General features: G+C 70.8%; 19 protein-coding genes. 9 read left to right on the forward strand and 10 right to left on the reverse strand.

Annotation, left to right across the window (positions count from 1 at the left end; all coding sequences use genetic code 11):
• Positions 1 to 122: 122 nt before the first annotated feature.
• The gene (locus WG209_RS01610) at positions 123 to 1,085 is read left to right on the forward strand and encodes a DNA cytosine methyltransferase (RefSeq protein WP_337173322.1); all 963 of its coding nucleotides are present in this window, start codon (positions 123 to 125) and stop codon (positions 1,083 to 1,085) included.
• 20 nt (positions 1,086 to 1,105) lie between these two features.
• Here the strand turns inward: WG209_RS01610 and WG209_RS01615 are convergent, their stop codons facing one another.
• Positions 1,106 to 1,483 (reverse strand): hypothetical protein, encoded by a 378-nt coding sequence (locus tag WG209_RS01615; protein ID WP_337173241.1) that lies wholly within the window; start codon positions 1,481 to 1,483, stop codon positions 1,106 to 1,108.
• A gap of 152 nt (positions 1,484 to 1,635) precedes the next feature.
• On the opposite strand from WG209_RS01615, the gene WG209_RS01620 reads away from it, so the two are divergent.
• Positions 1,636 to 2,862 (forward strand): nucleotidyltransferase, encoded by a 1,227-nt coding sequence (locus WG209_RS01620; protein ID WP_337173242.1) that lies wholly within the window; start codon positions 1,636 to 1,638, stop codon positions 2,860 to 2,862.
• Positions 2,863 to 2,906: 44 nt separating this feature from the next.
• Here the strand turns inward: WG209_RS01620 and WG209_RS01625 are convergent, their stop codons facing one another.
• Both WG209_RS01625 and WG209_RS01630 read right to left on the reverse strand, forming a co-directional pair.
• Complete coding sequence (locus tag WG209_RS01625) at positions 2,907 to 3,098, reverse strand: hypothetical protein (RefSeq protein ID WP_337173243.1); 192 nt, start codon at positions 3,096 to 3,098, stop codon at positions 2,907 to 2,909.
• Positions 3,099 to 3,748: 650 nt separating this feature from the next.
• Positions 3,749 to 4,315: a hypothetical protein gene (locus WG209_RS01630; protein ID WP_337173244.1), complete on the reverse strand. Its 567-nt coding sequence runs from the start codon at positions 4,313 to 4,315 to the stop codon at positions 3,749 to 3,751.
• A 318-nt stretch (positions 4,316 to 4,633) separates the two neighbouring features.
• On the opposite strand from WG209_RS01630, the gene WG209_RS01635 reads away from it, so the two are divergent.
• Positions 4,634 to 5,518: a hypothetical protein gene (locus WG209_RS01635; protein ID WP_337173245.1), complete on the forward strand. Its 885-nt coding sequence runs from the start codon at positions 4,634 to 4,636 to the stop codon at positions 5,516 to 5,518.
• 33 nt (positions 5,519 to 5,551) lie between these two features.
• On the opposite strand, the gene WG209_RS01640 is transcribed toward WG209_RS01635, so the two are convergent.
• On the reverse strand, positions 5,552 to 6,373 hold the full coding sequence (locus WG209_RS01640) for a hypothetical protein (RefSeq protein ID WP_337173246.1): 822 nt from the start codon (positions 6,371 to 6,373) through the stop codon (positions 5,552 to 5,554).
• Positions 6,374 to 7,512: 1,139 nt separating this feature from the next.
• Between WG209_RS01640 and WG209_RS01645 the strand changes: the two genes are divergently transcribed.
• The 5 genes from WG209_RS01645 (at position 7,513) to WG209_RS01665 (ending at position 18,047) form a co-directional block, all read left to right on the forward strand.
• Positions 7,513 to 10,920, forward strand: a complete 3,408-nt coding sequence (locus WG209_RS01645; RefSeq protein ID WP_337173247.1) for a response regulator — start codon at positions 7,513 to 7,515, stop codon at positions 10,918 to 10,920.
• A 112-nt stretch (positions 10,921 to 11,032) separates the two neighbouring features.
• The gene (locus WG209_RS01650; RefSeq protein WP_337173248.1) at positions 11,033 to 12,199 is read left to right on the forward strand and encodes a hypothetical protein; all 1,167 of its coding nucleotides are present in this window, start codon (positions 11,033 to 11,035) and stop codon (positions 12,197 to 12,199) included.
• 105 nt (positions 12,200 to 12,304) lie between these two features.
• Positions 12,305 to 13,438, forward strand: coding sequence for a hypothetical protein (locus tag WG209_RS01655; protein WP_337173249.1), 1,134 nt, complete (start codon positions 12,305 to 12,307; stop codon positions 13,436 to 13,438).
• Between the two features lie 100 nt (positions 13,439 to 13,538).
• Positions 13,539 to 14,297, forward strand: a complete 759-nt coding sequence (locus WG209_RS01660; protein ID WP_337173250.1) for a hypothetical protein — start codon at positions 13,539 to 13,541, stop codon at positions 14,295 to 14,297.
• Between the two features lie 102 nt (positions 14,298 to 14,399).
• The gene (locus WG209_RS01665; protein WP_337173251.1) at positions 14,400 to 18,047 is read left to right on the forward strand and encodes a PVC-type heme-binding CxxCH protein; all 3,648 of its coding nucleotides are present in this window, start codon (positions 14,400 to 14,402) and stop codon (positions 18,045 to 18,047) included.
• On the opposite strand, the gene WG209_RS01670 is transcribed toward WG209_RS01665, so the two are convergent.
• The 3 genes from WG209_RS01670 to WG209_RS01680 all read right to left on the reverse strand — a co-directional run bounded on the left by WG209_RS01670 (position 18,044) and on the right by WG209_RS01680 (position 21,622).
• Entirely contained in the window at positions 18,044 to 18,784 is a 741-nt protein-coding gene (locus WG209_RS01670; protein ID WP_337173252.1) for a copper homeostasis protein CutC, read from the reverse strand. The genes WG209_RS01665 and WG209_RS01670 overlap by 4 nt on opposite strands.
• 23 nt (positions 18,785 to 18,807) lie before the next feature.
• The gene (gene poxB, locus WG209_RS01675; RefSeq protein WP_337173253.1) at positions 18,808 to 20,541 is read right to left on the reverse strand and encodes a ubiquinone-dependent pyruvate dehydrogenase; all 1,734 of its coding nucleotides are present in this window, start codon (positions 20,539 to 20,541) and stop codon (positions 18,808 to 18,810) included.
• A gap of 187 nt (positions 20,542 to 20,728) precedes the next feature.
• Positions 20,729 to 21,622: an FkbM family methyltransferase gene (locus tag WG209_RS01680; protein ID WP_337173254.1), complete on the reverse strand. Its 894-nt coding sequence runs from the start codon at positions 21,620 to 21,622 to the stop codon at positions 20,729 to 20,731.
• Between the two features lie 233 nt (positions 21,623 to 21,855).
• On the opposite strand from WG209_RS01680, the gene WG209_RS01685 reads away from it, so the two are divergent.
• Complete coding sequence (locus WG209_RS01685) at positions 21,856 to 22,839, forward strand: aldo/keto reductase (RefSeq protein ID WP_337173255.1); 984 nt, start codon at positions 21,856 to 21,858, stop codon at positions 22,837 to 22,839.
• A gap of 96 nt (positions 22,840 to 22,935) precedes the next feature.
• Here the strand turns inward: WG209_RS01685 and WG209_RS01690 are convergent, their stop codons facing one another.
• The 3 genes from WG209_RS01690 to WG209_RS01700 form a co-directional block, all read right to left on the reverse strand.
• Positions 22,936 to 24,081, reverse strand: a complete 1,146-nt coding sequence (locus WG209_RS01690) for a beta-galactosidase (protein WP_337173256.1) — start codon at positions 24,079 to 24,081, stop codon at positions 22,936 to 22,938.
• 85 nt (positions 24,082 to 24,166) lie between these two features.
• A complete protein-coding gene (locus tag WG209_RS01695; RefSeq protein WP_337173257.1) occupies positions 24,167 to 24,493 on the reverse strand; it encodes a hypothetical protein in 327 nt (108 codons plus the stop codon).
• A 16-nt stretch (positions 24,494 to 24,509) separates the two neighbouring features.
• Positions 24,510 to 25,562, reverse strand: a complete 1,053-nt coding sequence (locus WG209_RS01700; RefSeq protein ID WP_337173258.1) for a DUF1559 domain-containing protein — start codon at positions 25,560 to 25,562, stop codon at positions 24,510 to 24,512.
• Positions 25,563 to 25,695 lie beyond the last annotated feature (133 nt).

Here is a 25,695-nt window from a genome sequence, read left to right on the forward strand (position 1 = left end):
CGGGCGTTCGCCAAGGCCAAGCAGTTCCGCCGCTTCGCCACCAGGTATGAGAAGCTCAGGGACGTCTACCTCGGCGTCGCCCGGATCGTCTTCGGCTTCATCCACGTCCGGAAGCTCGCCCAATCCGTCAACACGGCCTAGCGGGGCACTGCAAGGGCTTCGACGGCGAGCATTCCTCCACTTTCTTCGGCTTTACGAGGGCGATCGAGGCGATGGGGTCCGAACGCCCTCGCATGATAATGCTGGAGAATGTAACCGGATTCATCACTTCGAAGGGCGGGCGCGACTTCGAATCGGCGGCGCGCGAACTGGCGGCGCTCGGCTACTGGCTCGACGCTTTCGTCGTGGACGCCTGCCATTTCCTGCCTCAGAGCCGCCCCCGCGTGTTCGTCGTCGGGCTTCACGAGAGTGTCGTAACGCCCTTGGCTGTCCGGAAGTCAAAGGCGGATTGGCCCGCCGACGAATGGTCGCGGGTCGTCGAGGCCGCTCCCAAATCCGTCCGCCCTCGCAAGCTGGTGAGCCTCATGAGGGCGATCGAGTTGCAGACGGGATGGGCGGCGTTTGACGTTCCCTTGCCCCAGGAGAAGCCGCCGACCGTGGCGGAATTCATCGATCGCGACGACCACCAGGATTGGTGGGGCCCCGACGCCGTCCAGAAGCATCGCGACATGATGCACGACCGCCACCGCTATCTGATCGAGTCGATGCTGGCGAGGGGCGAGACGTTTGTCGGCACGATCTACCGTCGCAAGCGCGGCGACCGCACGATGGCGGAGGTGCGGTTCGATGGGATCGCCGGATGCCTGCGAACGCCCAAGGGGGGCAGCGCTCGGCAGATCGTCGCGGTGGTGGAGGGCGGCGCATTCAAAATGCGCTGGATGTCCCCCCGAGAATACGCCCGCCTTCAAGGTGCCCCGACGTTCCCGCTTGTGTCGAACAGTATCCAGAACCTGTACGGCTTCGGCGACGCGGTCTGCGTGCCTGTCATTCGCTGGATCGACGACCATGTCCTAACGCCGGTTTTCGAACGTTGGACTTCCACTGATCGCGAGCGTGCTGAGGGCCCTCGACGGCTCATCGGCTGAAATCCATTCCGCCCCCCCGATCAGATGCGCTGGCCGATGAACATGGGCATGCGGTCGGAGCCGGTCATGACGCGGTAGTAGTGGCTGGCGGGCTCGCAGATCATGTAGCAGACGGCGCGGCCGTATTCGTCGGGGACCAGAAGGCCGCGGATGCCCGTCTCGATCGTGTACCAGACGCCCCGGCGCTCCAGGCCGTAGCTGGCGGGGATGTCGACGAACACGCCGCCGGAGCGGGCCCACAGGCCCCCCTCGACGCTCTCGCGCCAGGTCCAGCCCGTCGTGGGGAGGACCAGGCTGCGGCGGGTCGCGTTGCCCCAGCGCGCCAGCCGCAGCGCGCCGTCGCGCACCACGGGCAGCCGGGGGCGCGGCTCCCGATACAGGAAGCGGTACTCGGGCATGCCGTTCCTCAGGTGGAGACGGGGCCCGAGCCCGTGACGCCCGATCCATTCCGTGGGCAGCTCGCTCCCTGCCAGCGCGATTCCGAGACACACGGTCGAACCCGTCCGGCCTCCCCTTGTCGAAACCCTCGCGCCCAAGTATACGAGGGTTCATGGGGAACGCAAACACAGTCGGGCACGTCGACGCGGATTGTTTCTACGTCTCGGCGGAGCGGGTGCGGTACGACCACCTCCGGGGGGTGCCGCTGGCGGTCATCGGCAACCACGGGGCGTGCGTGATCGCCAAGTCCTACGAGATGAAGGCGGCCGGCGTGAAGACCGGCGAGCCGATCTGGGACGCGGTGAAGAAGTGCCCCGACGGCGCCTACATGAAGCGCGACTTCCGCTGGTACGAGGTCCTCTCGCGGCTGATGCTCGACGTGGTGCGGGAGTACTCGCCGCGGGTCGAGTACTACTCGATCGACGAGTTCTTCTTCACGCCGGACCTCGCCCGGGGGCAGGACGAGCAGGGCTTCGCCGAGATGATCCGCGACCGGATCCGGGAGCGGGTTGGCGTCCCGGCGACGGTGGGGATCGCCCGGACCAAGACGCTCGCCAAGCTCGTCTCCGACACCGCCAAGCCGTTCGGCGCCCGCGCGGTCCTCGGCCGCGAGGCGGAGGAGGCGCTCCTGGCCGCGACGCCGGTGACGGAGGTCTCGGGCATCGCCGGCAGGCGCGCCGCGAGGCTCTCCCCCTGGGGGGTCGCGACCTGCCTGGACTTCGCCCGGATGGACCGCCGGGTCGCCCGCCGCCTGCTGACCGCCTCCGGCGAGGCGCTCTGGTGGGAGCTGAACGGCGACGCGGTCCTGCCGATCCACCCCCAGCGGATCCCCCACAAGATGCTCTCGCGCGGCGGGAGCTTCGGCGAGGCGACCGACGACCCGAGCGTCCTCTGGGCCTGGCTGGTCCGCAACCTGGAGCGGCTGATCGAGGAGCTGACGTACCACGGCGCGCTGACGGGCCACGTCGCGGTGTGGGTCGGCTACAAGGACGGCCGCTCCGGCGAGGGCCGCGCCAACCTCCCCGAGCCGGCCGACCAGTTCGACGTCCTCCTGGAGGCCCTCCGCCCCTGCCTGCGCCAGGCGTACGTCCAGGGCGCCTCCGCGGGCCGCATGCACCTCTTCGCCGACGACCTGCGCCCCAAGGGCGAGCGGCAACTGACCCTCTTCCAGGGCGCCTCCGAGCGCGTGAAGGCCGTCGCCGGCCTGAAGCGGACGATCAACGACCGCCACGGCCGCTTCGCCCTCCGCAGCGCCGCCACCCTCCCCCTGGGCGAGATCTACGTCGACGGCGCCCACTCCTACGACATCTGCGACGTGCGCGGGAAGAGCTGCTTCTGAAGCAGCCTTGAACATGCGGCCATTCGCATGGGAACACGGCTTAATCACGGCAGCGACGCGTCGATCACGAGGGCCGTCACCGTCGCCGTCCCGCCAACTTCCTCCGCCTGCCGGCGCAACTCCGCCTCGGCCTTCTTGATGGATGGCCATCGCGGTCGGTGGGCTTTCCCCAGGATTGGCACGGCGTGCTTCGCCCGGATGCGGCCGCAGTCCTCGCGAAACACCACATCGAGCACCCAGTGCAGACCGTTTTCGATCCCCGTGGCCGCGGACTGAGACGGCGACCTCCACGTCCGTCCCTCATTAGCTGCTCAGGTTTACTGGCTGGTCGTCGCGCGTACGCCGCCGACCTCTACGGCCGTGAGTAGCATGGGCGTCGTGGAGACCTTCCGGGGCGGACGACGGACACGGGAGTGCCGGCGACCTCGCGCGGGGAGCCAGGCATACTCCACCTGCGCGGCTAATGCGGGTAGATCCGCCTCCGCATCATCAAGGCACTTCCGCAAAAGCCGGGCGTCCTCCGGCAGTCGGGCTGAGAACTCGACCCATCCGGCCAGCCGGAGGCACCGTGGCATGTCAACGAGCCCGGTAATGGCGTCCCAGAAGGCGTTCCAATTACCTCCATACCAGTCCGGGAAATCGAGCGACCGGGACAGGAGCGATTGCAACTCCTCGGACGTCCTGACACCTGCCAGGTCGATCTCCACCAGCGAGCGTCGCTCATCCATTCTCGACCCCCTGGGAGGCCTTGCCAAGCCCTCGGCTGATGCTGTAATACCGGCGTCAACGGCGTCACCGCCGACGCATCGTGGCGAGCCGCCGATCCGACGCCGACACGGATGGCCCCGGGGGGCTCGGGGCGGGAGCCCCCAGAGGGCGGGGGGGGTTATTCGATCGTCACCGGCTTGCGCGCCGGGGCTCCTCCTTTTGCCTTGGGCGCGGGCTCTTCCTCGTCGGCGGCCTCGGCTTCCGGATCGGCTTCGGGCTCGGGCTCGGGCTCGGTCGCGGCTTCGGGCTCGGGCTCGGGCTCGGCCTTGCGGCGGGCGGCGGTGGACTTGCGGCGGTCGGCGGCCGACTTGCGGGCCTCGACGAGGGCCTTCTTCTGGGGGGCGGTCAGGATGTCCTCGCACTCGGACATCAGGCGCTCGCGGAGGTCGTCGGCCTGGCTTTCCAGGTCCCGGATCTGGGACTGGTACTCGGCCTCGATGGCGTAGATGGACTCCCGCTGCTCGGCGCTGAGGCCGAGGCCGCCGAAGTACATGGGGACCCGGCGCACGGCCTTCGGGGCCGTCGCGGCGCCGGCCTTCTTCTGGGTCTGGGTCTTCGCCTTCGCCTTCGACTTCGAGGGCGCAGCCTCCTGGGCGCCGGACGGGGGGACCAGGGCGGAGAGGGCGATCGCGATCATCGCCGCGGCGGCGGTCGTGGCGGCCGACTTCCGATGCAGATTCGTCATGGGGCGACCCTTGCGGCATTCCAGCGGGCGGGGGAGGGGGGACGCGACGTCCATCCTCATCCCAAGGCTAGCCCGCGGATCGGCCCCCCTCAATGGCCCAGCCCGCAACGTTGCGTGAATGCTACAGGGTCGAAAGCGGCCGGTTCCAAGAATCGGGCCGTGGCGACGAACAGCGACGGGGCCCGCCCGACGGGGGGGAGACTTTACCCCCCTCGCCGCGAGCGGTACGATTTTCGCTAATTCGCCCCGATGGCCGCCCCGCCGACGTCCGGCGGCCCGCGCCGGCGCCCCGACCATGCCGCATGGAGATTACGACGCATGTCCACGGATCAGAAGATTCCCGACCCCTCGACGGCCCCGAGGGTCCGGGGCCGCGACAAGGGGATCAAGATTTTCATGTGGCCGAAGGTCATCTACATCTTCCCGTCGGCCGTCGTCTCGCTGATCTGCGCGATCGGGATGTGGGCCCTGCCGGACAAGGAGTACGACCCCAGCCGCGGGCCCGAGGTCGTCACCGCCGCCGGGGAGAACGCCGAGGTCGTGAGGGTCGACTCCCCCAAGGCGGACGTCCCGACGGCCGACGGCTCGACGAAGGCCCCCGGCGCGCCGATCACCCGCCGCGAGCGGTTCAACACGCCCCAGAACCTGCTGGGGGTGCTGTTCCTGGTGGTCCTGGGGTTCAACCTCGTGGTGATGGGCCTGGACTTCCCGCGATTCGAGCTGATCGGGCTGATCCTGGCGATCCTGTTCACGACGTTCTTCGTGCTCTGGCTGGGGTCGTACTTCGACCTCGACCTGCTGCGGCCGATCAACGCCATGCTGGGGTCGATCTACGTCTTCGCCAACGCCGGGTTCTACCTGATGTACTTCACGATGGTCATGATCGTCCTGGCCATCGTCTACGTGACGCGGTGGCTGGACTACTGGGAGATCATGCCCAACGAGATCCTGCACCACCACGGCCCGCTCAGCGACCTGGAGCGGTACCCGACCCTGAACCTGAAGTTCGACAAGGAGATCCCGGACGTCCTGGAGTACCTCCTGCTGGGCGCCGGGCGGCTGGTGCTGCAGGTCCCCAACATGGAGCGGGCGATCATCCTGGAGAACGTGCTGTTCATCAGCTCCAAGGAGGAGGCCCTGAAGCGGCTGATGAGCCGGCTGGACGTGCGGATCACCACCGACAAGGACGATCCGCTCATCTGAGCCGATCCGGCGCCCGGCCGTCCCCCCGGCCGATCAGTCGGCCCGGGGGACGAGCGAGGGGGAGGCCGCCATGTGCGGCGTGCGGGCGGGCTCGACGGTCGAAGGGCCGTCGAGCAGCTCGCGGAGGATCGGCCCGTGGAGGGCGTCCTCGATGTCGCGGAGCCGGCGGGCGACGAACGCCCCGTCCAGCACGCGATGGTCGTAGATCAGCTTCACCACCACCCGCCCCGCCTCGGGGTCGATCGGGCCGTAGGTCAGGGTCGTGGTCAGGGGCGAGATCGGGTGGATCTGCTCCGCCCCCAGCGACCCGTAGGTGGAGAGGCCGAAGGTGCCGAACCGCTTGCACCGCTTGGAGCCCGCGATGTTCAGCGTGCTCCACCAGAAGAACCGCCGCACCGGCCGCGGCACGCGGCTGAACCGCAGCGCCTGGCGGAAGAAGCCCACCTCCTCCAGCGGGCGGTCCTTGTACTCGCGCAACGAGCCCTGGAGCTGCGCGAGCGACTGATGCTCCGGCGCCCGGAAGAGGCCGACGAACACGCCGTCCTCCCCCATGTACTGGCGCTCGATCGCCAGCGCGCAGTTCATGTAAGGGTGCTCGTAGATCCGCGGCCAGGGGAATTCCAGGTACGCCCGCCGCAGCGGGGCGTGCTCGGCGCCCACCAGCGCGTACGCCTTCATGAACAGGCACGACCACGACGGCCGCAGCGGGTGCCGGGCCCTCGGCCCCGCGAGGGCCGAGACGTCGAACGTCCGGCTCACCGGCGCCGAGGGGATCTTGTGGGCGAAGTGGACCAGGTCGCCGATGAACCCGCGCGGCCCGGTCGGCGACAGATATCGTCCCTTCGGCTCGTGCATCCATGCACCTCGCTCAAGACGACGTAAATGGGGATGGACCGCTGTCGGGATGGCTCCCGGCGAGCGGTCGCCCAACCCCCGGCGGCGTCGGAACCCGACGGCCGCGACAAGGCCCGGAAGCTACACCAAACGCCCCGGACGTGGAAGGGGAAGGGCCTGGATTGTTCGACCCACGCCCCCCCCACCCTTTCCTTCGACATCCCGCGCCATCCTGTCCAATCTCGTTCCCGACGCCGGCCCTCGCCGCCGGAGTCGTTGGCTTCGTTCGTCGCGAAGGACCGACGCCGAAGAGGACGCAACATCCTGATCGTGCTGACTTTGCGCGAGAATCGAGTTGGCTTCGTTCGTCGAAGTCGATGATGTTTCGCGAGATCACCCGCCCGGCCCCCGGCCGCGCCCCACACGCACGCAAACACCCGGTCGCGCCGGGACCGCGTCCATCGATTGCACGCACGCCAGGCGCGACTTCGCCCCATCCCGCGAGGTTCGCGTCGACTGCTTTCCGAATTGCCAAGGAACGGTCAGGCCGACGGTAGGATCGATGGGCCCGGCGGCGTGATTCCATGTTTCCGGAAAATTCCACCGATCGGGGAGTGCGACGTCATGTAGAAAACACCGCCGGGAGACGCGCATCCTCCCTTCTCCCCTCGTGGTGCTCTGTCGAGAACACCGCGAAGGAGGAGTTCATCCCCCTTCTCCCCTCGTGGGAGAAGGTGCCCCGGAGGGGCGGATGAGGGGGGCGCGATCAGAAAGCATCGACTTAAATCCTTCGTGCGTCGGGGGAAGTGTCGCCGTTCGCCCCCTCATCCGGCCTTCGGCCACCTTCTCCCACGAGGGGAGAAGGGATGATAGTCGTGGCCCGTGCCGTCACGTTTTCGACGGAGCACCCTCGTGGGAGAAGGGAGGATGCGCGTCGTTGCCCGTCTCAAGGTTTTCAACAGAGCAGGGGTGCCATCTCATCCCCTCCTCCCCGGCATGAGGCTGGGAGAGCGGCGCGCGGTTCCCCCCGAAGTCGCCGCGGGGGACGGCGCGACGCGGCACGGCGTCGACGCCCGCCGCGCCGTCGCGGTATGCTGGTCGTCCTGCGACCACGAGCCCGCGCGTCGGCGCGGGCGGCACCGATCCCTCCAGGATGACCGATGACCGAGAAACGACCGAGCGCCGCCGGGCGCGGGCCCGGGCTGGGCCTGTACGCGGGAGCGGCGGCCGTGCTGGCCGTCTTCATCATCAGCGGCGTGACGGCGTACCTCAACACGCGCACGATCGAGCACAACGCGCGCCTGGTCATGCGGACGCACGAGGTCCTCACCGCGCTGACCGACGTGCTCGCGCTCTCGCGGGACGCCGAGACGGGCCAGCGCGGCTACATCCTCACCGGCGACGTCCGCTACCTGGATCCGTACCAGACGGCGGCGCCCCGGATCGAGGGGAGGATCGCGCAGCTGGAGGAGATGTTCGCGGGGGACGAGGAGCAGAGCCGGCAGCTGGCCGCCGTCCGGAACTACGTCGCGGTCAAGCTGGGCGAGATGGAGGAGACGATCACGCTGCGACGCGAGCGGGGCCTCGACGCCGCCCTGGCGGTCGTCCGGACCGACTCGGGCAGGTCGGCGATGAACGCCATGCGCGAGACGGTGAACCGGATGTTGGAGACGGAACGGGACCGCCGCCGTCGGCGGGTGGAGGAGATGGAGGCGGCCTACGCCATGGCCGTCGTGGGCATCCTGGCGGCCGGCCTGCTGGGGGGGGCGCTGACGCTGGCGGTCGCGTCGCTGCTGCGGCGGGCGGCGATCTCGCGGGCCCGCGAGGAGTGGCTCCAGGCGGGGCGGATCGGCCTGAGCGCGGCCGTCCTGGGCGAGCAGAGCCCGAAGGAACTGGGCCGCAGCCTTCTGCGGTTCCTGACCGACTACCTGGACGCGCACGCGGGCGCGTTCTTCGCGGCGGGGGGGGGCGGGTTCCGGCGCGTCGCGGTCGTCGGCGCCACGTCGGACGACGCGGTCCCGGAGGGCTTCGAGCGGGGGCGGGGGCTCCTGGGCCGCGCGGCGGAAACCGGCGAGGTGGTGGTCGTCCGCGATGTCCCCGACGGCTACCTCTCGGTGGGGTCCGCCCTCGGGTCGTCGTCGCCGCGCAGCCTGGTCGTGGCGCCGATGCTCGGCGACGGCGGCGTCCGCGGCGTCGTCGAGCTGGGGTTCGTCCACGAGCTGGACGACCGCGCCGTCGACCTGCTGGGGGCGATCTCCGGGGCCGTCGCCGCCGCCGTCGAGGCGGCCGAGTACCGCCGCCACCTGCAGGACCTGCTGGAGGAGACCCAGCGCCAGGCCGAGGAGATGCAGGCCCAGGCCGAGGAGCTGCGCGTCTCCAACGAGGAGCTGGACGAGCAGGGGAGGGCCCTGAAGGAGTCGCAGTCGCGCCTGGAGCTGCAGCAGGTGGAGCTGGAGCAGACCAACGCCCAGCTCGGCGAGCAGGCGGCGATCCTGGAGACCCAGCGCGACGAGCTGGCCCGCAAGGCCACGGAGCTGGAGCAGGCGAGCCGCTACAAGTCCGACTTCCTTGCCAACATGTCGCACGAGCTGCGCACGCCGCTGAACTCGTCGCTGATCCTGGCGAAGCTCCTGGCCGACAACCCGACGGGGAACCTCACCGACGAGCAGGTCAAGTTCGCCCGGACGATCCAGTCGGCGGGCGACGACCTGCTGACGCTCATCAACGACATCCTGGACCTGGCCAAGATCGAGGCCGGCCGCATGGACGTCCGGCCCGAGCCCGTGCCGACGGCCGGCCTGGCCGACGACCTGCGGCGGACGTTCGACCCGATCGCGGCGCAGAAGGGGCTGAACTTCCGGGTGAGCGTCCAGCCCGGCTGCCCGGAGGTCGTCGAGACCGACCGCCAGCGGCTGGAGCAGATCCTGCGCAACCTGCTGTCCAACGCGATCAAGTTCACCGAGCGCGGCGAGGTGGCGATGGAGATCCGCCGCGACGGCGACGGCCGGGTGGCGTTCGCCGCCTCGGACACCGGCATCGGCATCCCGCGCGAGCAGCACGGCGTCATCTTCGAGGCGTTCCGCCAGGCGGACGGGACCACGAACCGGAAGTTCGGCGGCACCGGCCTGGGCCTGTCCATCGCGCGCGACCTGGCCGGGCTGCTCGGCGGCGGGATCGCGCTGGAGAGCGAGCCGGGCCGCGGCAGCACGTTCACGCTGACGATCCCGACGACCTCGCCCCACGTCTTCCCGCCCACGGCCAACACGATCGCCGACCACGTGCCGGACCTCCCCCCGCCCGTCCCCGAGCCCAGGCGGGCGCCGGCCCCCGCCGCGGCCCCCCCCATCCCGTTCGAGGACGACCGCGACCGGCTGACGAGCAAGCGCGTGATCCTCGTGGTGGAGGACGACGCCAACTTCGCGCGCGTGCTCTACGACATGGTCCGCGAGCTGGGCTTCCAGTGCCTGGTCGTCTCCACGGCCGAGGAGGCCGTCTCCACAGCCGTGCAGTACCTCCCCAGCGCCGTGCTCCTGGACGTCGGGCTCCCGGACCACTCCGGGCTCTCGGTCCTGGACCGCATCAAGCACGACGCGCGCACCCGTCACATCCCGGTCCACGTCGTCTCCGGCGGCGACTACGTCCGCGCGGCGCTGGAGCTGGGGGCCGTGGGCTACATGCTCAAGCCCGTCAAGCGCGAGGAGATCATGGAGGTCCTCCGCCGCCTGGAGGACCGCATGGAGCAGGGGCTCCGCCGCGTCCTGGTCGTGGAGGACGACCCGGCGCAGCTGGAGGCCCTGCGCCAGCTCCTGGCGACCCTGGACGTGGAGACCACCGGCGTCCGCAGCGCCGCCGAATGCCTGGAGCGGCTGAGCGCGGCCACCTTCGACTGCATGATCCTGGACCTGTCCCTCCCGGACGCCTCGGGCTACTCGCTGCTGGAGACGCTCAGCCGCGAGGACGCCTACTCGTTCCCGCCGGTCATCGTCTACACCGGCCGCGACCTGTCCGCCGAGGAGGAGCAGCGGCTCAGGCGGTACTCCCGGTCGATCATCATCAAGGGCGCCAAGTCGCCCGAGCGGCTCCTCGACGAGGTGACGCTGTTCCTCCACCGCGTCGTCTCCGACCTGCCGGCGGAGCAGCGCAGGATGCTGGAGAAGGCGCTGGGCCGCGACTCGGCCCTGGAGGGCCGCCGGATCCTGATCGTCGAGGACGACGTCCGCAACGTCTACGCCCTCTCCAGCATCCTGGAGCCCCGCGGCGCGCTCGTCGAGATCGCCCGCAACGGCCTGGAGGCGCTCGAGGCGCTGGAGAAGGCCCAGGCCGACCCGTCCCGCAAGGTCGACCTCGTCCTGATGGACGTGATGATGCCCGAGATGGACGGCCTGACCGCCACCCGCGAGATCCGCAAGCGTCCCGAGTGGAAGAAGCTCCCCATCATCGCCCTGACCGCCAAGGCGATGCGCGACGACCAGGCCCGCTGCCTGGACGCCGGCGCCAACGACTACATGGCCAAGCCCCTGGACGTCGACAAGATCCTCTCCCTCGTCCGCGTCTGGATGCCCCGCTGACCGCCGGGACTCCCGCCCGTTCGAATCGATCTTGACGGAAACCGAGCCCCTCCCCACGATGCCGACGGTTCCATCGAACCATGACGGCACACCGACCAGGGAGGGGACGGCCATGGCGCGCATCGCGGGCGGAGGGGCGGCGGGGATCCTGACGGCCGTGATGGGCTCGCTCGTCGCGGCGGGGGGGGCCTCGGCGGCCCCGTACAAGGTCACGGAGTATCTCGGCGACCACAGGTATTTCGGCCTCAACGACCGGGGCCAGGTCTTCGGGACGGCGGGCGAGGGGCCGTCGAGTCGGGCCTTCGTCTTCGACTCCCTCGGCCCGGGCCGCTACAGGATCATGGACGAGCCGACCGCCCCCGGGGGAGTCACCGGGGGGCGGGGAGACGTCTTCGTGACGCCCCCCGGCCCGGGGCCTCACGCCGTCTACGACGTCGAGACGGGCCGCGCGGCCCTGCTGGATCTCCCCGAGCCATATCGCATCGGGGTCAAGACGGTCGACGGCGCCGGCCGGATGTACGGGGAGACGCGGCATGGCGAGCCCGTGATCCCTATCCCGGGCTCCCCCACGGAGCCCTCGCCGTACTATTCCCGGCCTTTCGTCGCGGAAGACGGCAAGGTCCGCGAGCTGGACCTCCCCGCGGGGATGGGCCACGCGACGCTCGCCGGAGTGAACGCGGCCGGCGACGTGCTGATCCAGGCCGGCGTCGACGCGAACGACGCGCCGGAGGCGTACCTCTTGCGCGACGGCGCGTGGACCCACCTGGGGGCGTTCCAGGGCAGGGGCCTCAACGACAGGGGCGACGTGCTAGGCTTCGTCCGGCTGGAGGGCCCCGCGGGGGGGATCATCTCGACCCTCATCCCGGCCGACGGCTCGGAGCCGATCGCGTTGGGCGACCTCGCCGGGGCGCATACGACATTCCCCTTCGCGATCAATAATCGCGGCGAGGTCATGGGCTACGGGTTCTTCACCGGCGGCGTGAGCACGCCGTTCATCTACCGCGACGGCGTCGCGACCGACCTCAACGCGTTGATCGAACGCGCGGGGGTCTTCGGGGAGTTGCAGGTCCGCTTCATCCACTCGATCAACAGCCTGGGTCAGATCCTCGCGAGCGGGACCGACGGCGACCGGCAGGTCAACTTCCTGCTGTCGCCCGGCGACCTCGACGTGGCCGAGGGCGTCTTCGACACCCCGAACGTCCCCGAGCCCTCCGCGCTCCTCGTCTTCGCCGGCCTGGCGCTGGGCGCCGGCCTGGTCCGTCGCGGCCGTCGGGGCTGACGCGTCCGCGCGGCCCTGACGTTCTTGACGAAATCCGCGAGCCCCCCGCGACGCGAGGGGGCTCCATCTTATCATGACGGCACGACGACCACGGAAGGCACCGACATGTCGCGCATCGCGGGCGGAGGGGCGGCGGGGATCCTGGCGGCCGTGATGGGCTCGCTCATCGCGGCGGGGGGGGCCTCGGCGTCCCCTTACACGGTGGCACGATTGTTCGGCGACGAATATCTCCAGCTCAACGACCGGGGCCAGGTCTTCGGCGAGGAAAGGCGCGGCGCCACCACGCGGCACTTCGTGTTCGATTCGCTCGGGCCGGGCGGATACAGGGTCATGGACCGGCCGACGGACCTGGGGAGCATCCCCGGCGGGCGGGACGACCTCTTCACGAGGCACGGCGTCGTCTATGAGGCCGACACGGGGCGTTCGGCGTACATGGACATCCCAGGGCCCTATGCGGCCGGCGCGCGGGGGTTCGACGGCGCCGGCCGGATGTACGGCACGGCGTGGATCGACAGCCACGGCCACACCACGACGCCCCCGCACGATCGACCGTTCATGGTGGAGGACGGGAAGGTCCGCGAGCTGGACCTCCCGTCGGGGATGGTCCATGGCCAGCTCATCGGAGTTAACGCGGCCGGCGACGTCCTCATCCAGGCCGGGGGCGGATGGTACGACTCCACCCCGGAGGCGTACCTCCTTCGCTCCGGAATCTGGACCCACCTGGGGACGTTCCAGGGCGTCGGCTTCAACGACAAGGGGGACGTGCTGGGCTTCAAGCCGCCGCGAGACGATTCGACATCCACCCACCCGATCCTCATCCCCGATGACGGCTCGGGGCCGATCATGCTGCCGGGCATCGCCGGGGCGCTGTCGACGTTCCCCGCCGCGTTCAACAACCACGGGGACATCGTGGGAACCGCGGCGTTCGGCGGGGCGAGCCAGAAGTCGGTCATCTACCGAGACGGCGTCCCGACCGAACTCAGTTCGCTGCTCGGCCAACTGGGAAGCCACGAGGAGCTGGGGGCGCTTTCCTTGCGATCGATCAACAATCTCGGGCAAATCCTCGCGTGGGGGCGATACGAGGGGGGATGGAGCACGTTCCTGTTCTCCCCCGCCGAACTCAACGCGGCGGAAGGGCAGTTCGCCGTCCCGCCGGCCGTCCCCGAGCCCTCCGCGCTCCTGGTCTTCGCCGGCCTGGCGCTGGGCGCCGGCCTGGTCCGCCGCGGCCGTCGGGGCTGACGCGCACGGGCCGCCGGATCGTTGACGCGATGCTTGGGGGGGTGGAAAATCTCCCTGATTTCTCCACCTTTCTATCCCCGCGGCGCGACCGGGAGGGCCGATGGACGAGCCGAGGGCGATCTCGGAGAAGGATTACCGGCGGCTGGTATTCTTGCTGTCGGGGCTGATCGCCCTCGGGACGACGATCGCCTCGCGCGAGGTGGCCCGCCTGTGCGGCGCCCGGATCAACGGCGGTTCCCTGGCGGGCATGACCCTCCTTTACCTGGCCCTCGCCCGCAACCTGGCCGAGCACATCCTCCGTCGACGTGGCCTGACGCTGCGCGGGACGGCCGTCGAGATTTACGCCCGGTCACCTTCCGAGCCCGCCATGAACGTCGGGGCGATGGAGCGGGTCGAGGCGAGGTTGCCGAACGAACGGCTCCGCTTACTCCTCATCGGCGCGCCGTTCTGGAGCCTGTTCCTCCTCGCGGGGGGATGGTTCCTGTTCGAGGGGGACCCCTGGCTGCGGCGGCTCTCTTTCGGCATGTCGGCCTTCTTCCTGGTCTGCTGGATCGTGAGCATCCTGGACTACGGCAAGCCCCTGGCCTGGGTCGACGCCGAGGGCGTGACCGGCTATCCGTCGCAACGGATGCTGGTCCGGCGTTTCGTCCCGTGGTCCGACGTGTACCGCTGCGAGGTCGAGACGTCCTACGACACCTTCGGCGAGCCCTTCCTCCCGCGGCCGATCCTGAAGGGTCGCGGCGGCGAGACGCTCATGAAGCTGCACCTCGCGTGCGCCCCGATGGACGAGCAGGAGCGGATCGTCGAGGCGATCAAGGCGCGGCTGCCGGAGACGGAGGTCGACGCCTGGCCTGCTTGACGCGGGCGGGGAGGTCGTTGACTCGGCCTCGGCCGGGGTGGAGAATCGCCCGCGTCGCTCCTCGCTGGCGCCCGCCCCGACCTTCCCCCCGGAGGCCATCCCATGCGGCCCATCCTCCTCGCCGCGGCCTGCCTCGTCGCCGCCATCGCCGCCGGCGCGGCCTCGGCCGACGATCGCCCCCGCGTCGTGTTCCTGATCGGCGAGGACGAATACGAGACGGAGCGCACGCTCCCCGCGTTCGCCCGCGAGGAGTTGGAACCGCACGGCGTGGATTGCGCGCTCGTCGTCGCCGATCCGAAGACGCCCAACGACTTCCCCGGGGTCGAGGCGCTCGACGACGCCGACCTGCTGGTCGTCAGCGTGCGTCGGCGCGCGCCGACGGTTGAGCAGACGAGGGTGATCCGGCGCTTCGTCGAATCCGGCAAGCCGGTCGTCGGCGTCCGCACGGCGAGCCACGCCTTCGACACGCGAGGGAAGGCCCCGGAGGGCCACGCCGAATGGCCGACGTTCGACCCGGACGTACTCGGGGGCCACTACACCGGCCATCACGGCAACGACCTGGAACCGACGATCGACCTGGCCCCCGAGGCGAAGGGCCACCCGATCCTCGACGGCGTGAGCCTGGGCTTCAAGAGCAAGGGATCGCTCTACAAGGCCAGCCCGCTGGCGCCGACGACCATCCCGCTGCTCATGGGCTCCATCGAGGGCCAGCCGGCGGAGCCCGTCGCGTGGGTCAACCTCAAGGGGCGCTCGCGGGTCTTCTACACGTCGTTGGGGCACCCCGACGACTTCGACATCCCGTCGTTCCGCCGGCTGCTGCGCAACGGCGTATTCTGGGCGCTCGACCGCCCCGCGCCCGGCGAGCCGAACGCGCCGGCGACCTCCTTCCAGACGCCCGACGACCTGGCCGTGGACCTGGTACTCTCCGACCCGGTCATCCGTCAGCCCGTGAACATCAACTTCGATGAGCGCGGGCGGATGTGGATCGCGGAGTACGGCGAGTATCCCCACCCCGCCGGCCTGAAGGTCCTCAGCCGGGACGGTGCCTGGCGCGTGGTCTACGACAAGGTCCCCCAGCCGCCGCCGAACCACGTCCGGGGCCTGGATCGGATCAGCATCCACGAGGACGTCGACGGCGACGGCGTGTACGACCGCCACAAGACGTTCGTGGAGGGGCTGAACGTCGCGACCTCGTCCCTCGTCGGCCGCGGGGGCGTGTTCGTCCTCAATCCCCCCTACCTGCTGTTCTACCCCGACCGCGACCGCGACGACGTCCCCGACGGCGACCCGGAGGTGCTGCTGCAAGGCTTCGGAATGGAGGACACGCATTCCGTGGTCAACAGCCTGACCTGGGGCCCGGACGGCTGGATATACGCCGCGCAGGGGAGCACGGTGACGGGCCGCGTCTCGCGACCCGGCGAGCCGGACGACCGCGCGACGCGCTCGCTGGGCCAGCTCATCTGGCGGTACCACCCCGAGCATCGCGTCTACGAGGTCTTCTCCGAGGGGGGCGGCAACGCCTTCGGCGTGGAGATCGACGCGCGGGGCCGCCTCTTCTCCGGCCACAACGGCGGCGACACGCGCGGGTTCCACTACCTCCAGGGGGCCTACCTCCAGAAGACGTTCGACAAGCACGGGGCCCTCTCCAACCCCTTCGCCTTCGGCTACTTCCCCGCGATGAAGCACGCCCCGACGCCCCGCTTCACGCACGACCTGACCATATATGAAGGGGGCCGGTTCCCCGAAAGCTACGACGGCGTAATGTTCGGCGTCGCGCCGTTGCTCAATCACGTCGTCATGAGCGAATTGATCCCGGACGGCTCGACGTTCCGCACCCGCGACGTGGGATTCGCCATGACCACCGACGACCGGAGCTTCCTGCCGGTCGACGTCACGCTCGGCCCCGACGGCTACCTTTACGTCGCCGACTGGCACGACGCGCAGGCCGCCCACCTCCGCCACAACGAGGGCAAGATCGACGCGGACACCGGCCGCGTCTATCGCATCCGCCCCCGCGACGCGAAGCCCTCCGGCCCGCTCCCGGACCTCGGCCGGCTCTCGTCGCGCGAACTGGTCGAGCGGCTGGACGACCCGAATCGATGGGTCCGGCGCACGGCCCTGCGCGTGCTGGCCGACCGCAAGGACGCGGGCCTCGCGCCCGAGCTTCGGCGGCTGACGGCGTCGCGGACGGGGCGGCCGGCGCTGGAGGCGCTGTGGGCGCTGCACGCGGTCGGCATGCTCGACAAGGGGGCGACGCTCGCGGCGCTCCGGCACGCCGACGCGCCCGTCCGCGAGTGGGCGGCGCGGCTGGCCTGCGACGACGGCCACGTCTCCGACGCGGTGGGCCGGGCGCTCGTCGAGGCGGCGGGGGCCGAGCCTTCCGCCGAGGTCCGCGCGCAGCTCGCCGCGTCGGCGCGTCGCCTCCCCGCGCCCCAGGCGCTGGCGATCGCGCGGGCGCTGATGACGCGCGACGCCGACGCGGACGACCCCCGCATCCCGCTCCTGATCTGGTGGGCGATCGAAGCGAAGGCAACCACCGACCCGGACGCCGTGGAGGCGATGTTCCGCGAGCCCGCCGCGTGGGACAACGCCATAAGCATATCCACGATCCAGGAACGGCTGATGCGTCGCTTCGCCGTCTCGGGCATGCCGGCCGACCTCGAGCGCTGCGTCCGGCTGCTGGAGGCGGCGCCGGGTCCCGAGGACGTCAAGCGGCTGATGACCGGGCTTGAGGCCGCGTACATGGGCCGGTCGACGGCCGGCCTCCCCCCGGCGCTGGCCGAGGCGATGGAGAGGCAGGGGGGGGCGTCGATCGTGCTGGGGCTCCGGCGCGGCAAGCCGGAGGCGGTCGCGGAGGCGAGCCGAGTCCTGGCCGATCCGGACGGCGACCGCGAGAAGCAGATGCAATACCTCCGCGTGCTGGGCGAGGTCCGCGTCGACGCCTGCCGCCCGGCGGTCGAGGCCCTGGCGCTGGGCTCGCCGATCAACCCGCTGCGCTCCGCCGCGCTGGGGGCGCTCGCGGTGTACGACGACCCGGCCATCGCCGACGCGGTGCTGGCCACCTACGGCGCGCTGCCCGACGACGTGCGTTCCGCGGCGCTCGACCTCCTGGCCACCCGCCGGCCGTGGGCGGTCGCGCTGCTGGAGGCCGCGGCGGCGGGGCGGATCGACCCGCGCTCAATGCCCCGCGATGTCGCGACGCGGCTCCGCGCCCTGAAGGACGCGAACGTGGACAGCCTGGTCGACCGCCTGTTCGGCCCGGCGACGGCGGCGACCGCCGCGGATCGCGACGCGCGCGTCGCCCGGCTGGCCAACATCGCGCGGTCCGGCGGCGGCACGCCCAGGGCCGGGCAGGCCCTGTTCCAGCAGCGTTGCGAGCGCTGCCACGCGCTGTTCGGGAAGGGGGGGAACGTCGGCCCGGACCTCACGCCGTACCGCCGCGACGACCTGGACGCGATGCTCCTGGCCGTGGTCGATCCTTCGGCCGAGATCCGCGAGGGCTACGCCGCGTGGACCGTCGCCACGGCGGACGGCCGCGTCCTCTCCGGCGTCCGCGTCGACTCCGACCCGCGCGTCGTCGTCCTTCGCACGGCCGACGGCGAGGAGCGCGCGATCGACCGCGACGACGTCGAGGCCCTCGAACCGGCCAGGACCTCCATCATGCCCGACGGCCTGCTCGACGACCTGACCGACGACCAGACGCGCGACCTGTTCTCGTACCTCCGCGCCGGCCAGCCGGTCATCAACTAATCGGCGAGCGTCCGCGCGACTTCCATGATCGCGCGGACCTTCTCGGCGCGGACGCCGGCCCAGTCGAGCGTGGAGCCGTCGCGGGGACGGAACGCGCACGGGCTGGCGATCGGCCCGACGGCCGCCGACCCGAGGTGGACCTCGCGCGCGGCGGTTCGCTTGACGATGGCCGCGATGTTAGCCAACGACAGGCGGCCGGCGACGAGCACGCCGACGCGGTCGCCGGCCCTGGCGACCAGGCGCGCCAGGGCTTCCGCCCCCTCCTCGGCCGAGGCCCGGCCGCCGGAGGTCAACACACGGTCGACGCCCAGCTCGATCAGCGTCTCCAGCGCCTCGTCGAGATCCGGCGTCTGGTCGAACGCCTTGTGGAACGTCACGCTCATCGGCCGCGCCTGCTCGACGAGCGCGGCGGTGGCGTCGCGGTCGACGGCGCCGTCGGCGCGGAGGATCCCGAACACGACGCCCGAGGCCCCCATCCGCTTCGCCACGTCCACGTCGTCGCGCATCGCGGCGAACTCGGCGCGGTCGGGGGTGAAGTCGCCGGCGCGGACTCGCACCAGGACGTGGACCGGGATCGCCAGGGCCCGGCACGCCTCGGCGATCGTCCCCGCCCCCGGCGTCGTCCCGCCGACCTCCAGGCGGTCGCACAGTTCCACGCGGTCGGCGCCCCCTTCGCCCGCCGCCAGCGCGGAGCGTAGGTCGCCGCAGCAGATCTCGACGAGGGGGGGCGATTGCATTGGCTGACTCATCGACGTTCCGATCATTTCCCCCGCGGCAGGAAGTTCGACCTGGCCAGGTCGACCACCTCGTCCCCCCTGCCGCCGATGACGGCCTTGAGGAGATAGAGGCTGAAGCCGAGGGCCTGGGCGGCCGAGATGGACGGGGGCATGGCGAGTTCCTGGCGATTGACCGCCACGTCCACCAGCGCGGGCCCCTCGTGGTCGAAGGCGTGCCGGAGGGCGGGGCGGACGTCGGCGGGATCGTCCACGCGGACGCCCAGGATGCCGACCGCCTCGGCGAGCCGGGCGAAGTCGGGATTCACCAGATCCGTGCCGTAGGGGAGCAGCCCGGCGGCCTTCATCTCGAGCTCGACGAAGCCGAGCGAGCTGTTGTTGAAGACGACGACCTTGACCGGGAGCCCGAGCTGTCGGAGCGTCAGCAGGTCGCCCAGCAGCATCGCCAGGCCGCCGTCGCCGCTGAGGCTCACGACCTGACGGCCGGGCCGCGCCGCCTGCGCGCCGATCGCCTGGGACATCGCGTTGGCCATCGACCCGTGGTTGAACGACCCCAGGAGCCGACGACGGCCGTTCATGCGGAGGTAGCGCGCCGCCCAGATGGTCGGCGTGCCGACGTCGCAGGTCAGGACGGCGTCGTCGGCGGCCAGGGCGTCGATCTCGCGGGCGAGATACTGCGGGTGGATCGGACGCTGGCCGGGGACGCCGACGGCCAGCTCGTCCAGCTCCTTGCGCGCGGTCGCGTAGTGCTCCAGGCAATCGTCCAGGAAGCGGCGATCGGCCTTGTCCGCCAGGAGCGGATTGATGGCCGCCAGGGTCTCCTTGACGCCGCCGACGAGCCCCAGGTCCACGCGCGTCCGACGCCCGATCTGCTCGCCTCGGACGTCCACCTGCACGACCTTCGCGCCGGCGGGGAAGAACTGCGGGTAGGGGAAGTCCGTCCCCAGCATCAGGAGGGCGTCGCAGCTCATCATCGCGTGGTAGCCGGACGAGAAGCCCAGCAGGCCCGTCATGCCGACGTCGAACGGGTTGTCCGGCTCGATGAACTCCTTCCCGCGCATGGCATGGACGATGGGGGCCTTCAGGCGTCCGGCGGCCTGGATCAACTCGGGGTGGGCGCCGGCGCAGCCCGCGCCGCCGAGGATGGCCACGCGGTCGGCCCGGTTCAGCAGGTCGGCGGCCGCGGCGATCGATTCGGCCGGCGGCACGACCGCGGAGGGGGCGTAGTCGAGCGCGAGGAACGCCGGCGCGGCGGCCGTCTTGCGCAGGGCGACGTCGCCGGGGATGACGACGACGGCGACCCCCTTCCTCGCGATGGCCGTCCGCATGGCGATCCCCAGCACTCGGACGGCGTGCTCCTCCCGCGAGATGAACTCGCAGTAATGGCTGCAATCCTTGAAGAGTTGCTGGGGGTTGGTCTCCTGGAAGTAGTTGGTGCCCAGCTCGCTGCTGGGGATCTGGGCGGCGATGGCCAGGACGGGGACGCGGCCGCGGTGGCAGTCGTACAGGCCGTTGATGAGGTGGAGGTTGCCCGGGCCGCAGCTCCCGGCGCAGACGGCCAGCTCGCCGGTGATCTGGGCCTCGGCCCCGGCGGCGAAGGCGCCGACCTCCTCGTGGCGGACGGGCAGCCAGTCGATCCCCTCGCGCTTGCGGATCACGTCGGTGATGCCGTTGAGCGAGTCCCCCACCACGCCGTAGACCCGCCGCACCCCCGCCGCGACGAGCGTGTCGACGAACGCCTCGCTGACCGTCCGGGCCATGTCGCCCCCCTCGGTTTTGGCACGCCTCGCGGGACGGGGCCGCGTCCGGGGCGACCCCCGCGTGCTCACCCGCAAATCCCGATCCGCGGGGGCGGCGCGGCGGGGAGCCGTGGGGTCCGCGAGGACGCCTCGCGAGTCGGGCGCCTCGCCCCGGAGCCTTCGGAGGAGCGACGTGACGGGAAGGCGTTCAGCCGCGAAGCTCGGGGACGACCGGCGAGCGGGCGCGGCGGTGGATGGCGAGGAAGTCGTGGGCGGCCGGGATCGCCGACGATCCGGCGGCCAGCGGCGTGAGGCCCACCGACATCAGGCGCTTGGGGATCGAGTAGAAGTCGAACTCGAATTCGCGGAGCAGCTCGATCAGCGGGGTGGACCAGAACCCCTCGAGCGCGTCGTTGAACTCGAAGACGATCGCGTCGGGGGGCGTGGAACCGAGCCACCGGCGGGCTCCGGAGAAGACCTCGGCCTCGAAGCCCTCCACGTCGATCTTCACCAGGCGGACCGGGCCGATCCCGGCCTCCTCGATCACGTCGTCGAGCCGCTTGACCTCGACGTCGACCTGGCGGCCGAACTGTCCGTCCCCGGGCTTCAATGTCCCCATCCCGGCGTTGGCCACGGGGATGTGCAGCGGCAGCGTCCCGGGCTCGCCCCCCAGCGCGACGCGATGGAGCCGGACGTTCGCCGCCTTGTTGCGTTCGAGGCTCTGGGCGAGCAGGTCGGCCATGGCCGGGTTGGGCTCGAAGGCGTGGACGCTCCCGGTCGGGCCGACGAGCGCGGAGAGCGGCAGCGCCACGGCGCCGAGGTTCGCCCCGATGTCGAGGACCGTGTCCCCCTCGCGCACGATCCGCCCGACGAGGCGGCTCAGCTTGCGGTCGAGGTCGCCGACGAAGTAGATCGCCCGCCCGACGAAGTCGTCGAAGGGGACGAGCAGTTGTTGACCCCGGTCGTTGCGGGCCCAGACGAGGCCCTCCGCCGCCCCCGAGGCCTTCCGGACGAGCGACGAATTCGCGATCGTCCCGCAGCCCGAGATGAATGGATACCGGCGGGTGAGGCTCGCGACGAGGGCGTGGCGAATCGTGGGCATGGGTGGCGATCCAGTTGCGAGCGGCGATCATTCGGCGAGATCGGGGCGACGCCCCATGCGCCTCGGCCGGTGCGGGCGGCCATTCTACTATAGAGCGCCCATCGCCGGGACCACCCGGCCCCGATTTTCGGCCGGGGTAGGCGGCCCATGACGCGCTGGCGGACCGCGATGGGGGCGGCTAGGATGGCCGGGTCGCCGATCCGCGCGTCCCCTTTTTCCCGAGGAGCTTCGGCATGGACCTTTCGCGTCGCCAGTTCATCCAGGCCGCGGCCGTCGGGGCCGCCGTCGCGCCGGGGTTGGGGTCGGGGGCCGGGGCCGGGGAGGCGGGGAGGCTGCCGACGCGGCCGTTCGGCAAGACCGGCATGGAGGTCTCGATCCTGGGGTTCGGCTCCGGGAGCCGGTTCCTGATGTACACGGAGGAGGACGAGGCCCTCGCCGCGCTGACGCGGGCGCTGGAGTCGGGGATCACGTACATCGACACCGCCCACAACTACGGCGGCGGCAAGAGCGAGGAGCGCATCGGCCGCATCCTCCCCGAGTGGCGCGACCGGGTCACGGTCGCGACCAAGCTCGCCGGCCGGACGGGGGACGAGGCGAAGCGTCAGCTCGAACTCAGCCTGGAGCGGCTGAAGACCGATCGCCTGGACGTCGTCCACATCCACGCCCTGTCCGGGCCGGAGGACCTGGCGCGGATCGAGGCGCCCGACGGGGTCTTGCGGGCGCTCTACAAGGCCCGCGACGAGAAGATCGTCCGCGCCGTGGGGATCAGTTGCCACGCCGCGCCGGCGACGCTCAAGACGGCGCTGGAGCGGCACGACTTCGACGCGACCCAGATGGCCCTGAACGCCGCCATGGCCCGCATGGCCGACGCCCGGGGGGGCATGAAGGCGACGCCGATGGGCCGCGAGGGCTTCGAGGACCTGGCCCTCCCGGTGGCGGTCGAGAAGGGGCTGGGGATCATCGCGATGAAGGTCTTCGCCCAAGAGCAGATCCTCGCCGACGCGCCGGTGGAGAAGCTGCTGGCCTATTCCCTGTCGCTGCCGGTGAGCCTGGCGAGCCTCGGGATGCCGAAGCCCGAGCACATCGAGCGCAACATCGAACTCGCCCGCGCCTTCGTCCCCATGCCCGACGACGAGCGCCGACGCCTGAGCGACTCCATCGCCAACGCCCGCAAGGCGGCCGTCGTCGAGTTCTTCCGCGACCACCTCGACGCCTGACGCGGCGTCGGGCGTCGAGCGGATCGAGGCCGCGAGGGCCGTCGGGGGCGCGCCGCGGGGGGCGCTCCCGCGGCCCCTCGCGAGTGCCCCGTTCGCTCACGGCTTCGGACCGACCCGATACAGGTGGACCTGGTAGCCGTCGAAGCGGTCGGTCCACGCGCCGGCGGGGGCTTCGAGCGTTCGTGATTCGTCGAGGACCTCGACCTTCGCGTCGGCGGGGGCGGCGAGGCGGAAGGTGGGGGATCGGGGGCCTTCGCGGAGGGACGCGGCGAAGACGTAGGTGACGCCGTCGACCTGCTTCACCAGGGTCGCGACGGCGGCCGGGTCGTCGGTCTCGACGCGGACGGTGTCGGGGGCGTCGGGGGCGTTGAGGACCGGGGCCAGCTCGCGGATCCGGGCGTTGGTCGCCGCGACCTCGCGGGCGACCTCCGCGTCGGCGAGTAATCCGGCCTCGATGAACGTCGGCTTGAACTGGTGGGCGAAGTAGATGATCCCCTTTGCCCCGCGGATCAAGGCCATCCAGACCTCGGCGCGGATCTCGGCCGGGGTCGCCTTGCGGGTCGCGTTGTCGATGCCGGTCGTCTCGATGCAGGCCCACACCGGGCGGTCGCCGGCCCATTTCCGCAGCCGATCGACGCCGTGGGGGACGTACCACAGCTTGCCGGCCACGTCGGGGTGGTCGTGGCAGGCGGGATAGATGTCGAACGAGGCGATGTCGCAGCCCTGGACGTATTCCGGGTAGTCCTCGGGGTGGTTCGTGCGCGTGCCGCGCCCGTACCAGCCGTCCCATGCGACCCCCTGGCCCAGGTTCAGCAGGACCGGGCGATCCGGGTCGGCCTCCTTCATCGCGCGATAGCGCTTGACGATCTCCTCGGGCGGCACGGGCGGGCCGTAGCCCTTCCCCTCGCCGAGCGATTGGGCGTTGTCCGGCTCGTCGTCCTGCAGCCAGCCGACGATCGTCGGGCGGTCGATGAACTTCAGGGAGCCCCGGCCCTGGCCGGAGATCAGGCGGATCCCCGCCGCGTCCAGCGCGTCGAGCTGCGCCTCGGTCGGCCCCCGCCAAAGGCCGACGTACAGGTTGATCCCCACGTCGCGATACCGCGCCGCGTTGTCCGTGCTCTGGAGCCACACCGCGATCGGGAAATAGTCGGGCCGATCGGGCAACCCTTTTGAGAACTTCGGCTCCGCCCCGGAAACGCCGACCGTCCACAACGCCGCCATCAGGATCGCCGCGCGTCGCATGGCAAGATCTCCGAAGCCCCGTCGATCGTCCGTCCGGGCGCATCGTATCGCGGCGGGCGGGGCGGGGCATCGGTGTAGCCGCCTCTTATCGCCCGCGCGTCTGCCCGCGCATGAACCGGGCCAGCCGCGACTGCGCCGGCTCCCACTCGCCCGACTTGGCCTCCGAGGCGATCTCGCTCAGGGCGTCGAACGGCTCGGCGGGGAGCTTGCCGGCCCCGCGCAGCGACGCCAGGGTCGCCAGGCAGGAGTCGACGCGGTCGGGCTCGCGGAGCGAGACGGCCGTGTAGAAGGCGTCGACCGCCTTGAAGGTCTCTGGGTCGGCCCCCATCTGGGGCTCGCCGCAGCCGCAGGCGAGCGCGGCCGAGAGCACGGCCGCCGCCGTCGCGTGGAATCGCATCTTCACGGTCGACATCCCTTTCATCGATCGATCAATAATCGCCGGAGACGACCTCGCCGCCGTTCCGGGTGGAGATCGCGACCCAGGCGTAGGGGTTGATGGTCTCGCGGATCCAGCGCACGGAGCCGTCGCCCATCAGGACGTTGCAGCCGTCGCCGTGCTCGGAGTACATCTCGTCGGTGTGGCCGAACGGGTGGTTCGGGGCGTGGATGACGACCTGGGGATGGTCGCGGACGTCCGGCCCGCTGTGCGCCGCCACGAGGTTGCCGCCGCTGTTCGGGTCGGACGGCCAACGCGGGCGCGGGGGCGTGCTGGCGAACGGGACCACGCCGACCCACGTCGAGTCGCAGAGGATCGACGACTTCTCGCCGAGGAACACCGTGTTCGAGAGCCCGTCCGTCACCGACGCCGGCCGGATCCGCGAGTTCCGATAGAACGGCCCGTCGATGACGTGCGGCATCGGCACGCCCGGGATCGGCTCGGCGACGTCGAAGTCGCGCGAGTACGCCGCCGAGCGGCTCCAGGGCTGGTTGACCCCCGCGTTCGTGACGTAATGGCTCCGCGAGAAGACGATCCGCGGCGAGAACTCGCCGGCGTCGTTCGGCATGTTGGAATCGCCGTTGTCGTACCGATGCAGCGCGAACGGGTCCGAGCCGCCCGTCGCCGAGGGGCACAGGAAGACCGACAGTTGCGTCCGCGCGCCCGTCGAGTTGTCGGGCGCCCAGCACGGCAGGTTCGTGTTGAAGCTGGCGTGGAGCGGGGCCTGCTCCAGGTACGGCAGCGCCAGCATCCCCCACGCGAACCCCGGCGTCGTGTTGGTGTTGCCGTCGGGATACGTCACCCCGAACGCCGTCCCGGAGGCCCTCGGGTCCCCGACGTAGGCCGGCGGGAACGCCCCGATCGCCGACTCGTAATTCGCCAGCGCCAGCCCCATCTGCTTCAGGTTGTTCACGCAATGCGCCCGCCTCGCCGCCCCCCGCGCCGACTGCACCGCCGGCAACAGGAGCGCGATCAACACCGCGATCACGGCGATCACCACCAGCAGTTCGATGAGGGTGAAGCCGGGTCTTCGACACTTATTCATCGGAGTTCCCGAGGATCAAGATACCGTTTCTCGTAATTCACGACGTTGAACGCGGCAGATTCTAACTCGGGAATAGCCCCATGCCAACTGGTAATTTTGAGACATCAAAAACAACAGCTCGCCCCCCCCCAAG

Source organism: Paludisphaera sp., from assembly GCF_037189885.1.
Classification (GTDB): domain Bacteria; phylum Planctomycetota; class Planctomycetia; order Isosphaerales; family Isosphaeraceae; genus Paludisphaera.